This is a genomic window from Actinoallomurus acanthiterrae (assembly GCF_054775715.1).
The window spans coordinates 6,021,003-6,035,995 of record NZ_BAAHCO010000001.1; the positions used below are offsets into that span (position 1 = coordinate 6,021,003).

Below are 14,993 nucleotides of genomic sequence, written 5' to 3' on the forward strand. Positions count from 1 at the left end.
CCGGGTTGCAGCCCACCGACGTCCGCTGTGACCAGTGCATCCCCCGTGACCGGGTCAGGCTGCCCCGGCCCGCGCGAGCACCTCGGCGATCTCGTCGTGGCCCTGCTCCCGGGCGATTCCGAGCGGCGTGTCGCTGCCGACCTTGAGCCCGGACGGATCGGCGATCCGGGCGTTGACGTCGGCCCCGGCGGCGATGAGCGTCTCGACGACGCCGGGCCCGGCTCCCCGCCACACCGCGTAGTGCAGGGGCGTCGCGCCCGCCGTCGTGCGCGGGTCGGGATCGTCGGCGCGACCGAGCATCAGCCGGAGCGCCTCTTCGCAGCTGCCGCCTGCGGCGGCGTGCAGGGCGGACATGCCTTCGATCCCGAACAGGTCCACGTGTGCGGTGCGCCGCGCAGGGTCCGCGCCGGCGTCGAGCAGCGCCGCGACGAACTCCGGAGCGTTGACCGCCACCAGCAGCGGCGTCAGACCGAGCCGATCCTCGGCCTCGACGTCCGCGCCGGCATCAGTGAGGCAGCGCAGGATCTCCAGCCGCTCGGCGACCGCCCGCTCGCGCTCCCAGCTGAACCGGCTCTCGGCCACGACGTGCAGCGGCGTCATGCCGATACCGTCGTTCGCCCGTGGGTCGGCGCCGGCGTCGAGCAGCGCCCGCACCACCTCCACCGAGGGGCCGGGCCGGTCGGTGCGGAACGGTCCTTTGACGGCCATCCAGAGCGGTGTCACGTCACGCTCGATCCGCTCCATCCCGAAGTCGGCGGGGTGCAGGCCGAGCTCCGTCAGGAGGCTGTCGTGGCCGGTCCGCGCGCCGGCGTCGGCGCCCGCGGCCAGCAGCGCCCGCACCGTCTCGGCCGAGCCCGACATCACCGCCAAGTGCAAAGGGGTCATCGCCGAGCGGTCGCCCTCGGCCGGCCCCAGCGGGACACCCGCGGCGATCGCGGCGGCCACGGTCTCCAGGTCGCCGTGGGCACAGGCGTTGGCCAGCCGGGCGGAGTCCGGCGGCGCATAGACGGTCAGCTCGGCCAGCATCCGCGACAACCGCCGCGGATGACCGAAGGCGTCCGCCGCGTCGGACCCGTCGTGGTCGATCCGGTAGACGCAGGGATCGCCGGGCCGCGGATCGTCGAGGTCGACGATCCAGTAGTACTGCGTCGACTCGTTGAACCCGATCACGAAGCACGGCCGGTCCACCCCGAACGGATCACCCCCGCCGATCCCCTGCGGGAAGCTCACCCGTTCGCCGTCCTCGGCTGTGACCAGCAAGGTACGTGGCGGCCATGTGATCGCCATCAGCGTCTCGATCTCCAGCGGCAGCGGCTTGGGCGCGTCGGTCCAGTGCACGCCCGCCTCCACCGTCCCGGGCACGCTCCCGCCCAGCCGCTCGATCTGACGCACCACGTCGGTGTGCAAGCCCTCGCTTCGCATCGGGTCAAGGTAACAGCAGGTGCCCCGCCGGCCGGTCACCGGCGCGTGGCCGCGGTCACGAACATCGGGAAGGCGAAGAACAGCCGCCCGCGGCGGCCCCGTTCACGCTGCTCGGCGATCCAGGCTTCGGCCTGCGCGTCGCTGATCGCGCCGGCCGAGCGCACCTTTTCGGCGAGGTCGACCAGAGCGGGCACCATCGCCGCGTCGGTGAAGATCCTGGTGTGAGTCTCGACGGTGACGTCGGCGAAGCCCGCGTCGAGGAGGAGGTTGCGGCTGCGGCGGACGACGCGAGGGGTGCGGACCAGGTCGGCGCGAGCGTGCACGATGGTGCGGGTGAGCGCGGCGTCGTCGGCGTCGATGACGAGGGTGTCCCAGTCCTGGCCGATCAGCACGATGCGCCCGCCGGGGGCGAGCACGCGGCGCGCCTCACCGACCGCGCGGGCGGGGTCGTCCAGGACGTGGTACACCTTGTCGGCCCGGTAGCCGTGGAGCGCGCCGTCGGTGAAGGGCAGCTCGTAGGCGCTCGCCACGCGGAAGTCCGCGGCGGACCAGCGCTTACCGGCCACGGTGATCATCCGCTCGTCGGGGTCGATGCCGACCGCCCGTGCACCCCTCTCGGCCATCTCCGCGGCCGCGCGGCCGGCTCCACATCCGACATCGACCACCGCCGCATCCGGCGTGATGCCGAGCAACTCATAGGAACGCACGCGCAGTTCGCTCGCCCCGGGGATGCTGTCCCCGATGTCGAGCAGGGCGATGAGCGCGTCAGTGTCGGCGCTGGTACGGACTGTCGTCCGGTTCTCGTTCATGTCCGGGATTCTGCGGCTTCAAGTTCACTTGAAGTCAAGCGAACCATTCGGGCCGAGGACCTGAACCTGGACCTGGCCGGCAGCCGCTGCCCGGTGAAGTCCGGCCTCGGGGAACATCGGTACAGCGGTTATCGGTGAGAACGATCATGGTCGACCAGCACAGCGATCCACTTCGCCGCTGGGGTTCGGTGAAGTACCTCCGGGGATGGCTCCGGTCCGGCTCGTGCCGGTGGAATTTCTGAGCGATGAGCTACCACCCGTACGAGGACGCCGAGTGGGGCCGGCGGTTCCGTACGTTCCTGCACGGGCGGGTGTGGACGCACGCTGAGGGCCCGAAGGCGCTGTTCGACCACGCGGTGGGCTGGCTGCGCCGTCACCGCCTCAACGCCATCGTGCTCTGGACCACCCGCTACCTCGACGCCGCTGTCGCCCAGCTCCGGGCCGAGGGCCACGAGATCCAGGACGAGGAGATCGCCCGGCTCTCCCCGCTCAAGCACCGCAACCTGAACCTGCTCGGCCGCTACAGCTTCACCGCCAGCGTCCCGGCCGCCGCTGCCCTGCGTCCGCTACGGGACCCGGATGCGCCCGAGCTGGATGAGGACGAAGAAGGCGAGGGCGAGGAGTGAGCGCGCGGGTGATGCTCGACGGTTACGCAGTGCCCTCGATCTCGGCCCGCAGCCGGGCGGCGAAGACACGGGCCCCTCCGCCTGGGCTGCTGTCCGGGGACCGTTGCCGACGTTGGCGCGGCTGAGCATTGCCCTTGAGGAACATTGGAACGGAAAACGGCGCTAAGCGTTGATCATGGCTTGACCTGCGTTTCTGTGAGTTGACCAGAGGCATGGGGTGCTGGTGAGGTGCTCGCGGTTCCGCCGCGGTGGACGGGTTGTAGCAGCAGGAGAGATGCGTGTCCGGGCCCTATGGCGACCTGCTGCCGGTGGACCGTTTCACCCTCACCCGCCCCCCGCCGCGCCTGACCCGCCGGCGGGGGCCGGTCGTCCGGCTTGACTTCGAGCGCGCTCCAAGTCCTAGCGTCGGAGGCGTTCGTCAGCCCTCGAGGTACCGCCCGGTCCGCCGGGCAGGAGGAGTATCCGCGCATGATCACCCGAACCACGCTCGGCTCGCCCGGTCTCACCGTCAGCGCGATGGGCCTGGGGTGCATGGGGATGAGCGAGAGCTACGGCGCCGCCGACTGGGACGGCGGCCTGGCCACCATCGACCGGGCCCTGGAGCTGGGCATCACGTTCCTGGACACCGCCGACGCCTACGGCACCGGGCACAACGAGGTGCTGGTGGGCCGGGCCATCCACGGCCGCCGGGACCAGGTGCAGCTCGCCACCAAGTTCGGCATCGACCGCAGCGCCGGCGACCGGGCACGCCGCATCCGCGGTGCCCGGGACTACGTGCTGCGCGCCTGCGACGCCTCGCTGCTGCGGCTGGGCGTCGAGGTGATCGACCTGTACTACGCCCACCGCCCGCCCCAGGACGTGGAGATCGAGGAGACCGTCGGGGCGATGGCCGAGCTGGTCGAGGCGGGCAAGGTCCGCCATCTGGGCCTGTCCGAGGTCGACGGCGAGCTGCTGCGCCGGGCGCACGCGGTGCACCCGATCACCGCGGTGCAGAGCGAGTACTCGCTGTGGACCCGCGACGTCGAGGCGGTCACCCCGGTGATGGCCGAGCTGGGGGTCGGGCTGGTGCCGTACTCGCCGCTGGGGCGGGGGTTCCTGACCGGCACCCTGGACCGCTCCACGCTGGGCGAGAAGGACTTCCGGCGCACCAACCCCCGCTTCGCCGGCGAGGCGGGCGAGGCCAACGAGAAGATCGCGCAGACCGTGCGCGAGGTGGCCGACCGGCTGGGTGCCACCCCGGCCCAGGTGGCGCTGGCCTGGGTGTACGCCCAGGCCGAGCGGCTCGGGGTGGCGGTGGCGACCATTCCGGGCACCCGCAGCCCGGCCCGGCTGGAGCAGAACGCGGCCGCGCTGGAGCTCGCCCTGGACGCCGAGGCGCTGGCCGCGCTGGACCCGCTGAGCGACCAGGTGATGGGCGAGCGCTATACCCCCGCGCACACCGCTGAGGTCGTTCGGGGTTAGCCGGTGGGCTCGACGCGCACGACGTCCAGCTCGACGACGTCGTTGACGTCGCGCCCACCGGTGACGGGGGTTGAGCAGCAACCGAACCGTCAGTGGCGTTAGCGAGCCGTCGGGACGCGCGTTACCGCCACTGTTGGTTCGGATGTGGGTCCGGGGTTGAGGAACCTGCGGACGACCGATGGCGCTGAGATTGATCATGGCGCTACGGTCCTGGCGGTCGGCCGTCTAGGGTGATGGCATGACACGTGGGTTCGAGGTGGTGTGTGAGATCGAGCCGCCGACCCGGCCGGATCTTCGGCGAGTGCGGCACCAGATCGGGGTCCTGGACGCCGTCGCGGACGCGTTCCTGATCCCCGACAACCACATCGGGCGCGCGACAGTGTCGAGTGTTGCGGTCGCCCACGAGGTGCAGGCGATGGGAGCGACCGGGATCGCCTGCCTGAACGCCCGCGACCGCAACCTGCTCGGCTTCCAGCGGGACCTGCTGACCGCCGCCGCCTACGGCGTCGAACGGTTCCTGTTCGTCTACGGAGACAAGCCCGCCTCCGGCAACCGCACCGGCGAACTCACCGTCCGGTCCATGCTCGACCAAGCCCGCGCCGCGACCTCCGACCCCGTCTTCGCGGGGCATCCGCAGTTCCAGATCGGTGTCGCCTCCGGCATGCGGCCGCTGCCCGCCTGGAAGCAGCAGGCCGACTTCGTCTTCGCTCAGGTCAGCTACAGCCTCGACGACCTGCTGCGCTGGCGTGAGACCGTCACCATCGCCGCACCCGTCTATGCCGGAGTGATGGTCCTGGCCAGCGCGACCATGGCCCGCAACCTCGCCGCCACCATCCCCGACATCACCATCCCCGACACACTCGTCCAAGCAGTGGAACACGATCCCGATGCCGGCATCGCCGCCGCCTGCGATCACGTCCTGGCCATCCGCGACAGCGGAGCCTTCGACGGCGTCCACCTCGTCCCCGTTAGCCGATACCGCCAGACCGCCGCCCGCCTCGAACCCCTCCTCCACAAGCCTCCCAAGAGTCCCCGATGACCTCCGAGGCCCAGACGGAGCTTCGCGCCGGGTGTCGGGATTAGATCGTTTGCCGACAGGCGGGGCAGCCATCAATCAGGACATTCCGGGGCACCGCGGCGGCGGCGATCCAATCAGATCCGATGGTCATTGATGACAGGGTTTGACGACAGATAGGTTCCGTTCCTCCGCACGGAAGGGGCCCCGGTGGCGAACCTGGTCTACAAGCGGGTCTCGACCGACCAGCAGTCGACCGCCCGGCAGAACCTCGTCCTCGCCGAGGCTGGGATCGAGGACCCGGTCGTCTTCGTGGAGGATCCGGGCACATCCAGCCGCCTCCACCCCCTCCAGCGCCCGAAGTTCCGCGAGCTGCTGACGTACGCGCGGCCGGGCGACACCGTGCACATCTCCGAGATGTTCCGCCTCGTACGCGGCACGGGGCACATCCTCGACGTGCTCGACGTCCTCCACCGCGACCAGGTCGCCCTGCGCATCCACGACGGCGCGTTCTCCGCGATGGACCTCACCGCCCGCCACCCGCGCGCCGGAGAACTGCTGTCCACCGTGAAGTTCATGGTGCAGACCCTCGCCGCGGCCGGCGAACTCCAACGCGACCTCCAACGCGAACTGACCTACGACGGGAACGTCCGCCGCTACTTCAAGCCCTCGCCGGAGGCCATCGCCGAGGTGACCAGCCTCCTCGCACCCCGGCGCTGAACTCCGCCGGCCGTGCTGTCCGTCGCCGATACGGCGGTGCCGCACGGCACTGGGCTCTGTACCTGGTCTGCCCCTCCGGGATGCCGATCCTGTGGGCGCCGGCCAGCCCGAAACTCGGCGAACGCGAGGTCCTGGCTGCCATGTGCTCCGGGCCACGGGGCCCCTGAGCACTCTCCACTCAGCCGGCGTTGAACGCCTCGGCGACGGTCAGCGTGTCCTCGTACAGGTGCATGCGGACGATCCGGCCGCCCTCGACCCCCAGGTGCATGGCCACCGGTGTGGTGAACTCCTTCCCACTGGCCGCGACGGTGTGCGTAAAGACCGCCAGCAGCACCACGTCACCACCGTCGGCGATGAAGCGCTCCAGCACGACCTTGCTCTGGCCGGGCGCAAAGTGCGACCACATCGTGGTGAAGTACGGCGCGACCTCCTCCCGGCGGGTGCGGCGCCCGGTCCAGGGCAGCGCGGTGCTGTCGGGGACATACCAGTCGATCTCCTCGGAGAACAGTTCCTGGATGCCGTCGCGGTCCTGCCGGCCGAGGCGCTCCAGGAACTTCTCGGCCACGGTCCGCGAGGTCTGAGTGTCTGTTGTCATCGTTCTTGTCCTTGTCTCTTCGTCAATGTAACTATTTTGGTTACATTGACGGGCGTGGAATGCGGCTCCCCTCGATCAGGGGAAGTCGACGGTCCGAGGCCAGGCGGCTTTCAAGACGTCCCGCAGCACGTCTTCCAGCGTGGTCTTGGCCAGCTCCCTGCACAGGGCGGCCTCCACGTCGTCGTACATGGCGGTCATTGCCGGCCCGATGCCGTGGCCCACGACGCACTCAGGGTCCGGTGTCGCGCAATGCAGGGCGAAGACCGGTCCCGGTTCGATCGGTATGCGGCCAATCAACTCATCTCACGGGCTGAGAACGCATCAGCCCTGGCCGCTACATGCTGTCACTCACCGACTTACCCCAGGCCACGCCGTCGGTGTGCGTACTGGCGAAATCCGGGTCTTCGTAGATGTGAACCCTCTTGATGCGTTCACCTTCGAACTCGAATACGTTACAGAACAGTCCGAAGGACGAGACCCCGTCGGGAAAGGCCACACCCGATGTCGTCGTCCCCTTCACCGCCCCCTCGATTACCACATAATTTCCGGACGACAGCACGATGAAACCGGGGATGTCGTGTTCAATCGCCGAAATTCCCCTGCCGAGACCCTGCGCGAACGCCCCGATCTGGTCCTTCCCGGTGGCGAATCCAAACTTCGGGAAGAACATCTGGGCGTCGTCGGTGAAAAGATCCAAGACAGCCGGGTCTGCAGCGTCCACCAAACGGAAATAGTTGATGGCTGACTCTTCGCGCGCTTTCTGGAGATCACTACTGTCGTGCATGCTTACTCCTGTCATCGTCCTTGTCCTTACTTCTTCGCCGATGTAACTATTCTGGTTACATCGGTGGGCGTGGAATGCGGCTCCCCTCGATCAGGGGAAGTCGACGGTCCGAGATCAGGCGGCTTTCAAGACGTCCCGCAGCACGTCCTCCAGCGTGGTCTTGGCCAGCTCCCTGCACAGGGCGGCCTCCACGTCGTCGTACACGGCGGTCATCGCCGGCCCGATGCCGTGGCCCACGACGCACTCGGGGTCCGGTGTCGCGCGATGCAGGGCGAAGACCGGTCCCGGTTCGATCGCCTGATAGACGTCGAGCAGAGTGATCGCCGCCAGGTCCCGCGTGAGCATCCAGCCCGCCCCCGCCCCTCGCCGTGAATCGGCCAGGCCGGCCTTGCTCAGCTTGGCCAGCAGGCGGCGGATCACCACCGGGTTGGTGTTGACGCTCGTCGCGATCTGCTCGGAGGTGGCGACCTCGTGGCCACGCCGCTGATACAGCCCGATCCATGTCAGGGCGTGCGCGGCGACGGTCAGTCTGCTGTTGGCACTCACGTCGGACTCCACCTCCCTCACCCCTCGGCTCCAGTCGTAACAATAGCTGTTACAACTACATGTAGCAAGTAGAACCACTCCAGCTCCGTCTGCGTGGGCACCCCGTAGAACACCCCGTACCGGGCTGCCTGCTCATCCGTCAGAAACTCGACCGCCACCACGGGCCTCCGAAGATCGACAATGTCGACCCGCGAAGGTTCGGGCCCGTGATCAGCCCAGGTCAACGGCCCCCGCGACCGGCCCGCCCTCCCGGGCAAGCCAGATCAGCTGACACCCGTCGGTGCGGCGGTCCCGTTCTTGCGGTGGTTGGCATTGAAGCGCGCCTTCTTCTGGCGATTCCCGCACGTGTTCATGTCACACCATTTGCGGGTGCGACTTTGACTGGTGTCGAAGAAGGCGGCTTGGCAGGTTGGCGATGCACACAGGGCCAATTTTCCGTCTCGTTCGCCGGCGATGATGCTGATCGCGTCTGCGGCGATTACGCTTAGGGCATCTTCTACGCAGGAAGCCGAGCCAAGTCGCCATTGACGATTGCCCTCGGGCGTCAGGATAGCCGCGGCCCGACCCTGAATGCTGAAGTCATTGATGACTTGGATAGCAGATGCGGGGAGAGCGTCTTGGATCGCGGCCGCTGTCGCGGCGGCGTGAATTGATTCCCTCAGTTCCCGAGCGAGTTCGAGCTGAGCGGTGGTGCAGGAGTCCACGGCCAGGCCGTTCACTGCCAGCCAGTCGACGAGTCGCTGCGGCGTGGGAATGCGCTCCACAGGGTTGCCACGACGCTCCGTCAGAGTCCCCGTGAAGCTGGTCGCTAGCACGCTACCGAGGCGAAAGTCAGGGAACCCAGCACGCATGGAACCACCTTAGCCTCGATCCTCCATTCGAGGACCGCGTCCGGCACGCCGAAGACTCGGGGCCGGGCCGGTTCCCGTCGCGGGAGTTCGCGCCAACACCACCCGGTTGATGTTCACCCAGATCGCCGCCTACCTGGTCGCCTGGACCCGACTGCTCGCCCTGACCGGTAGCGCCGGCCGGAACCCGCCAGGGCACCCAGCGAGCCTGGTCGCGGGTAACGCCGAGGACGCCCCGACCCAGCGACCTTCATGAAAGACCGGGGTCAGCTGGTTGCCCGCTGGCATGAAGACATGTTAGAACCGCCTTAGCTGGTTCGCGATAGATCGCAGCCGGTTCCGCGACGGCCAGGAGGTCTCATGCCCCGTCCAACCAGCGACGTGCAAGCATTTGAAGCCCACGCGACTGACGCTGACCTCGACGATCTGCGCGCGCGACTGGCCGCCGCGCGGCTACCGGAGGCTGAGACGGTCTATCGCGCCGCGCCCGATCCTCGCCGATGGGAACAGGGCGTTCCTCTCGCCGACCTCGTCGATGTCGTGAACTACTGGCGCACCGGGTACAACTGGCGGTCGTTCGAAGAGCGCCTTAACCGGATCGGCCAGTTCCGCACGACCATTGATGATCTGGGAATCCACTTCCTGCACCGCCGATCCGCGCGCGCAGATGCCACTCCTTTGATCTTGACGCACGGCTGGCCAGACAGCGTTGTTCGGTTCATCGATGTAGTAGACGAGCTGGCAGATCCGAAAGATGCAGACGCGCCGGCGTTCCACGTCGTGGTCCCGTCGCTACCAGGCTTTGGTTACAGCGACAAGCCGGCCACCACCGGATGGGGAACCGAAAAGATCGCGGCCGCATGGGTGGAACTGATGGGAAGACTCGGCTACAGCAAGTTCGCAGCCCACGGTGGCGACTGGGGAGGTAATATCACCACGGTTCTCGGCGGCAGGTTCCCGGCGCACGTTCTCGGCATCCACACAACGTTCGCGGAGGCGCCGCCCGGGTTGACAACGGACGGGCTGACGGCGGTCGAGCGCAAGTGGACCGAGGAGACCCGCGATTTCTGGCGCCACCGCGCGGCGTACGCGAAGCAGCAGGCGACCCGACCGCAGACCATCGGCTACTCGCTCGTCGACTCACCGGTCGGGCTTCTTGCCTGGATCCTTGACAAGTTCGCCGAGTGGACAGATACCGAAGATAGCCCGTTCGAGACAATTTCCAGAGACCGCGTTCTTGACGACGTCACTCTGTATTGGCTGACGCGGACCGGCGCATCGGCGGCCCGCATTTACTACGAAAGCCACAACTCGCTCGACCCCGAACTTCGGGTCGATGTCCCGTCAGCAATCACTGGGTATCCCCGCGACGTCGAGAAGTGTCCGCGCCCCTGGGCACAGGAGCGGTACCGACAGATCGTCCGATGGAGGTCGCCCGAAATCGGGGGACATTTCCCGTCGCTGGAGGTTCCCGAGTATTTCGTCAAGGACCTGCAAGAAGGCCTCGCGGCAGTGCTGGCCGCCAATCGGTGAACGCGGCTGGGTGCCGGGACACGTCCGCGACGAGCCATGCCTTCGGATCGCGCGGTGGATCGTCCGGCCAGGTGTCCAGCGCCCGGACCAGGGCCGCCTGCACGGCGTCCTCGGCCGACGCTCGACACCCGGCGCGACGAATCTCCAAAAAGCCGACGACTCCCCCGGCCTCAGTCGCTTGTGCCGACGTAGGCCGCGAGGTGCTCGCCGGTGAGGGTGGAGCGGGCGGCGACGAGGTCGGCGGGTGTGCCCTCGAAGACGATCCGGCCGCCATCGTGGCCGGCGCCCGGGCCGAGGTCGATGATCCAGTCGGCGTGCGCCATGACCGCCTGGTGGTGCTCGATGACGATGACCGACTTGCCGGAGTCGACGAGCCGGTCGAGCAGGCCGAGCAGTTGTTCGACGTCGGCGAGGTGCAGGCCGGTGGTCGGCTCGTCGAGGACGTAGACGCCGCCCTTGCCGGCCATCTGGGTGGCCAGCTTGAGCCGCTGCCGTTCGCCGCCGGACAGTGTCGTGAGCGGCTGGCCGAGGCTGAGGTAGCCGAGCCCGACGTCGGCGAGCCGGTCGAGGATGGTGTGCGCGGCCGGCGTGCGCGCCTCACCGGCGCCGAAGAACTCCTCGGCCTCGGTCACCGACATCGCGAGCACCTCGCTGATGTCGCGGCCACCGAGGTGGTATTCCAGCACCGACGCCTGGAACCGTTTCCCGTCGCACTCCTCGCAGATGGTGGCGACGCTCGCCATCATCGCGAGGTCGGTGTAGATGACGCCGGCGCCGTTGCAGGTGGGGCAGGCGCCCTCGGAGTTGGCGCTGAAGAGCGCCGGCTTCACTCCGTTGGCCTTGGCGAACGCCTTGCGGATCGGGTCGAGCAGTCCCGTGTAGGTCGCCGGGTTGCTGCGTCGCGAGCCGCGGATCGCGCCCTGGTCGATCGACACCACTCCGTCGCGTTCGGACACCGAGCCGCGGATCAGCGAACTCTTGCCCGAGCCCGCCACGCCGGTCACGACGACCAGCACACCGAGTGGGATGTCGACGTCGACGTCCTGCAGGTTGTGGGTGCCGGCGCCGCGTACCTCCAGCGTTCCCGACGGCGTCCGCACCGACGGCTTCAGGCCGGCCCGGTCGTCCAGGTGCCGCCCGGTCATCGTGCCGCTGGCCCGCAGCCCGTCGACGGTGCCTTCGAAGACCACCTCGCCACCGGCGGTGCCGGCGAGGGGACCGAGGTCGACGACGTGGTCGGCGATCGCGATCACCTCCGGCTTGTGCTCGACGACGAGCACGGTGTTGCCCTTGTCCCGCAGCCGCAGCAGCAGGTCGTTCATTCGCTGGATGTCGTGCGGGTGCAGCCCGATCGTCGGCTCGTCGAACACGTAGGTCACGTCGGTGAGTGACGACCCGAGGTGGCGGATCATCTTGGTGCGCTGCGCCTCGCCGCCCGACAGCGTGCCCGACGGCCGATCGAAGGAGAGGTAGCCCAGCCCGATCTCCACGAACGAGTCGAGGGTGTGCTGCAACTTCGCGAGCAGCGGCGCCACCGACGACTCGTCCAGGCCACGCACCCACTCGGCCAGGTCGCTGATCTGCATCGCGCAGGCGTCGGCGATGCTGATCCCGTTGATCTTCGAGGACCGGGCGGCCTCGCTGAGCCGGGTGCCGCCGCACTCGGGACAGTCGGTGAAGGTGACCGCCCGCTCCACGAACGCCCGGATGTGCGGCTGCAGGGAGTCGACGTCCTTGGACAGCATCGACTTCTGGATCTTCGGGATCAGGCCCTCGTACGTCAGGTTGATGCCCTCGACCTTGATCTTGGTCGGCTCCTTGTAGAGCAGGTCGTCGAGCTCTTTCTTGGTGAACTTCTTGATCGGCTTGTCCGGGTCGAAGAAGCCACAGCCGGTGAAGATACGGCCGTACCAGCCGTCCATGCTGTACCCGGGGATCGTGAGCGCCCCCTCGTTGAGCGACTTGCTGTCGTCGTACAGCTGCGACAGGTCGATGTCGTTGACCGACCCCATGCCCTCGCAGCGCGGGCACATGCCGCCGGTGATGGTGAACTCGCGCCGCTCCTTCACGGTCTTCCCGCCGCGCTCGAGCTTGACCGCGCCCGCTCCGCTGATGGAGGCGACGTTGAAGGAGAACGCCTGGGGTGAGCCGATGTGCGGCTGCCCGAGCCGGCTGAACAGGATGCGCAGCATCGCGTTGGCGTCGGTGACGGTGCCCACCGTGGAACGGGAGTTCGCGCCCATCCGCTCCTGGTCGACGATGATCGCCGTGGTCAGCCCGTCGAGCACGTCGACCTCAGGGCGCGCCAGCGTCGGCATGAAGCCCTGCACGAACGCGCTGTAGGTCTCGTTGATCAGTCGCTGCGACTCCGCGGCGATCGTGCCGAACACCAGTGAGCTCTTGCCCGAGCCGGAGACGCCGGTGAACACCGTCAGCCGGCGCTTCGGGATCTCGATGCTGACGTCTTTGAGGTTGTTCTCCCGCGCGCCCTGCACGCGGATCAAACCGTGGGTGTCGGCAACGTGCGGCGCAGGCGACTGCGGGTCCGTGCTCGTGGCCATGCTCATCGTGTCTCCATCTCTTACGGGGGGCCGCCTTGGCGATCTTTGTCGGGGCGTCGCCTGGCTCGATCTAACCAGCTTTGAGCGGTACGTCTGGTTCGCCCACGCAGGCAGGCCGGCGGCGCGCGTGAACCCACGGTCGGGCGGCTCGTTCGGCCGCCGACGTCATGCACGGGCTCTTACGCGCGGTCGCCGGAGGGCTCAGCGCAGTTGCTGGATGCGGACCAGGTTGCCTGCGGGATCGCGGAAGGCGCAGTCGCGCACTCCGTACGGCTGGTCGGTCGGCTCCTGAACGACCTCGGCACCGGCCTGCACCCGCTCGAAGATACCGTCCAGATCGTGGGTGGCCAGCAGGATCCAGCCGTAGGTGCCCTTGGCCATCATCTCGGCGATCGTACGGCGCTCATCCTCGGTGACGCTGGGGTCGGCGGCCGGCGGCGCCAGCAGGATGGACGTGCCCGGTTGGTCGGCGGGGCCGACCGTGATCCAGCGCATCGTGCCCTGCCCGACATCGCTGCGGACTTCAAAACCGAGGACGTCGCGGTAGAAGGCCACGGAGGCCTCGGGGTCCTCATGCGGCAGAACGCATGTGTGAATGGTGATGTCCATGCAGGTCAGGCTAGCTGCGCCTTGGCGGGCGGCGCTTCTCGATTCCTGACCGGCCGGGTCACCTGCTTGGCCACGCACGAGGGCATCCCCGCCGTCGCGTCCGCCTCCTGCTGCCGGTACACGCTGGGCGGCACCCCCACCAGCTCGGTGAACCGCGTACTGAACGTCCCCAGCGAGGAGCAGCCGACCGCGAAACACGCGTCGGTGACGCTCAGGTCCCCACGGCGCAACAGCGCCATCGCGCGCTCGATGCGCCGCGTCATCAGGTACGAGTACGGCGACTCCCCGTAGGCGAGCCGGAACTGACGACTGAGATGCCCGGCCGACATGTGCACGCCCCGGGCGAGGGCCTCGACGTCCAGCGGCTGCGCGTACTCCCGGTCGATCCGGTCACGGACACGACGCAACCGCGCGAGGTCACTCAACCGCTGCGCCGGAGTGGATGTGCTGCTCACCTGCGAAATCGTGCCATGTCGTACGGGAGTTGGCCAGCGCGGCCGGTGCCCATCCCCCGCCATGCCTCGCGAGAGAGAGGACCTAGTCGTTCTTCTCCGCGATCGCTTCGCGTACGGCCGGGACGATCTCCTTGGCCCAGCGGCCGAAAGAGACGAGGTCCGGCGTTCCGCCTTCGGGCGAGAAGAGCATGAAGCCCGACGCGCCGTGTTCCAGCACGGCTCCGGTCAGTTCTTCGACCCACTGGCCGGCGGAGCCGCCGATCCAACGGCCGTCACGGTCACGTGTTGCGGGGAGAGGCCGGTCGGTGATGCGGCCGGGGAAGTTGAAGACCGTACGGATCTCGCGTGGGTCGCGGCCGATGGCCGCCGCCGCTTCGTCGATGATCGGCCGCGAGGTCCGGTATCGCTCGCTGAGCCAATCCGCCGCGTGACCGGGGAGCCAGCCGTCGGCCACGCGGCCGGTGGCGGCCAGGGATTTGCGGCCGACCGATCCGGTCCACACCGGCGGCGCGGCCACCGGAGCCGGCTCGATCTGGTTCACCTGGTAGTGGCGGCCCTGGTAGGTGACCGGCGGACCGCCTCCTGACAGCGTCTTGACCAGGGTGATCGCCTCCTCGAAGGCGTCCACGGCGTCGGCCGGTGACAGCCGCGGCACTCCCATGTCGGCGATCCGGTCCCACAGCCCGCCCGCGCCCATGCCGAGCACGATGCGGCCGCCGGACAGCGCGGACAGCGACGTCACCGTCCGCGCCAGCATCGGCGCGGGCCGGGTCGGCAGGTTGGTGACGTTGGCGAAGGCGGCGAGGCGCCGCGTACGCCCGAGGACGAAACCGATGGAGGCGTACGCGTCGAGGCGCCCGCCGATGTAGGGATGATCCGACAGCGAGAAGATGTCGAGCCCGTCGCGGTCGGCCTGCTCGGCCATGCGCAGCAGTTCCGGCCCGTCCTCGATGCCGCTGTGCGCGCCGAATCCGAAGACGACGTGTTGTACGGACAATGTTCTGCCTTT

18 protein-coding genes are annotated in these 14,993 nt (G+C 68.5%); 6 read left to right on the top strand and 12 right to left on the bottom strand.

Annotated features, from left to right (window positions below):
- Positions 1-54: 54 nt before the first annotated feature.
- Together ACYVF7_RS28545 and ACYVF7_RS28550 are read right to left on the bottom strand one after the other, a co-directional pair.
- A complete protein-coding gene (locus ACYVF7_RS28545; protein WP_460346821.1) occupies positions 55-1,422 on the bottom strand; it encodes an ankyrin repeat domain-containing protein in 1,368 nt (455 codons plus the stop codon).
- A gap of 35 nt (positions 1,423-1,457) precedes the next feature.
- Positions 1,458-2,231 carry a methyltransferase domain-containing protein gene (locus tag ACYVF7_RS28550; RefSeq protein WP_460346823.1) on the bottom strand — a complete coding sequence of 258 codons (774 nt, stop codon included), beginning with the start codon at positions 2,229-2,231 and terminating at the stop codon, positions 1,458-1,460.
- A 245-nt stretch (positions 2,232-2,476) separates the two neighbouring features.
- On the opposite strand from ACYVF7_RS28550, the gene ACYVF7_RS28555 reads away from it, so the two are divergent.
- The 4 genes from ACYVF7_RS28555 (at position 2,477) to ACYVF7_RS28570 (ending at position 6,053) form a co-directional block, all read left to right on the top strand.
- A complete protein-coding gene (locus tag ACYVF7_RS28555) occupies positions 2,477-2,857 on the top strand; it encodes a Tn3 family transposase (protein WP_460346825.1) in 381 nt (126 codons plus the stop codon).
- Between the two features lie 468 nt (positions 2,858-3,325).
- On the top strand, positions 3,326-4,318 hold the full coding sequence (locus tag ACYVF7_RS28560; RefSeq protein ID WP_460346827.1) for an aldo/keto reductase: 993 nt from the start codon (positions 3,326-3,328) through the stop codon (positions 4,316-4,318).
- Between the two features lie 238 nt (positions 4,319-4,556).
- Positions 4,557-5,357 (top strand): methylenetetrahydrofolate reductase, encoded by an 801-nt coding sequence (locus ACYVF7_RS28565; protein ID WP_460346829.1) that lies wholly within the window; start codon positions 4,557-4,559, stop codon positions 5,355-5,357.
- 186 nt (positions 5,358-5,543) lie between these two features.
- Entirely contained in the window at positions 5,544-6,053 is a 510-nt protein-coding gene (locus tag ACYVF7_RS28570) for a recombinase family protein (RefSeq protein WP_460346831.1), read from the top strand.
- Positions 6,054-6,231: 178 nt separating this feature from the next.
- On the opposite strand, the gene ACYVF7_RS28575 is transcribed toward ACYVF7_RS28570, so the two are convergent.
- From ACYVF7_RS28575 to ACYVF7_RS28595, 5 genes are all read right to left on the bottom strand, one after another.
- Entirely contained in the window at positions 6,232-6,648 is a 417-nt protein-coding gene (locus tag ACYVF7_RS28575; RefSeq protein WP_460346833.1) for a nuclear transport factor 2 family protein, read from the bottom strand.
- Positions 6,649-6,723: 75 nt separating this feature from the next.
- Positions 6,724-6,846, bottom strand: a complete 123-nt coding sequence (locus tag ACYVF7_RS28580; RefSeq protein ID WP_460346835.1) for a hypothetical protein — start codon at positions 6,844-6,846, stop codon at positions 6,724-6,726.
- Between the two features lie 136 nt (positions 6,847-6,982).
- Positions 6,983-7,432, bottom strand: a complete 450-nt coding sequence (locus tag ACYVF7_RS28585; RefSeq protein WP_460346837.1) for a nuclear transport factor 2 family protein — start codon at positions 7,430-7,432, stop codon at positions 6,983-6,985.
- 114 nt (positions 7,433-7,546) lie between these two features.
- Positions 7,547-7,978 carry an Rrf2 family transcriptional regulator gene (locus ACYVF7_RS28590; protein ID WP_460346838.1) on the bottom strand — a complete coding sequence of 144 codons (432 nt, stop codon included), beginning with the start codon at positions 7,976-7,978 and terminating at the stop codon, positions 7,547-7,549.
- A gap of 263 nt (positions 7,979-8,241) precedes the next feature.
- Positions 8,242-8,829: a CGNR zinc finger domain-containing protein gene (locus ACYVF7_RS28595; RefSeq protein ID WP_460346839.1), complete on the bottom strand. Its 588-nt coding sequence runs from the start codon at positions 8,827-8,829 to the stop codon at positions 8,242-8,244.
- A gap of 109 nt (positions 8,830-8,938) precedes the next feature.
- On the opposite strand from ACYVF7_RS28595, the gene ACYVF7_RS28600 reads away from it, so the two are divergent.
- Complete coding sequence (locus ACYVF7_RS28600; RefSeq protein ID WP_460346841.1) at positions 8,939-9,082, top strand: hypothetical protein; 144 nt, start codon at positions 8,939-8,941, stop codon at positions 9,080-9,082.
- 104 nt (positions 9,083-9,186) lie between these two features.
- Positions 9,187-10,359 (top strand): epoxide hydrolase family protein, encoded by a 1,173-nt coding sequence (locus ACYVF7_RS28605; RefSeq protein WP_460346843.1) that lies wholly within the window; start codon positions 9,187-9,189, stop codon positions 10,357-10,359.
- Here ACYVF7_RS28605 and ACYVF7_RS28610 read toward each other — a convergent pair.
- The 5 genes from ACYVF7_RS28610 to ACYVF7_RS28630 all read right to left on the bottom strand — a co-directional run bounded on the left by ACYVF7_RS28610 (position 10,310) and on the right by ACYVF7_RS28630 (position 14,981).
- Positions 10,310-10,633, bottom strand: coding sequence for a sigma factor (locus tag ACYVF7_RS28610; RefSeq protein WP_460346845.1), 324 nt, complete (start codon positions 10,631-10,633; stop codon positions 10,310-10,312). The two genes, ACYVF7_RS28605 and ACYVF7_RS28610, sit on opposite strands and share 50 nt — an antisense overlap.
- Positions 10,530-12,926: an ATP-binding cassette domain-containing protein gene (locus ACYVF7_RS28615; RefSeq protein ID WP_460346847.1), complete on the bottom strand. Its 2,397-nt coding sequence runs from the start codon at positions 12,924-12,926 to the stop codon at positions 10,530-10,532. The genes ACYVF7_RS28610 and ACYVF7_RS28615 overlap by 104 nt, the downstream gene beginning before the upstream one ends.
- 195 nt (positions 12,927-13,121) lie before the next feature.
- Complete coding sequence (locus ACYVF7_RS28620) at positions 13,122-13,529, bottom strand: VOC family protein (RefSeq protein ID WP_460346849.1); 408 nt, start codon at positions 13,527-13,529, stop codon at positions 13,122-13,124.
- 5 nt (positions 13,530-13,534) lie between these two features.
- A complete protein-coding gene (locus ACYVF7_RS28625; RefSeq protein ID WP_460346851.1) occupies positions 13,535-13,984 on the bottom strand; it encodes a helix-turn-helix transcriptional regulator in 450 nt (149 codons plus the stop codon).
- A gap of 82 nt (positions 13,985-14,066) precedes the next feature.
- Entirely contained in the window at positions 14,067-14,981 is a 915-nt protein-coding gene (locus ACYVF7_RS28630; RefSeq protein ID WP_460346853.1) for an LLM class flavin-dependent oxidoreductase, read from the bottom strand.
- Positions 14,982-14,993: the final 12 nt, after the last annotated feature.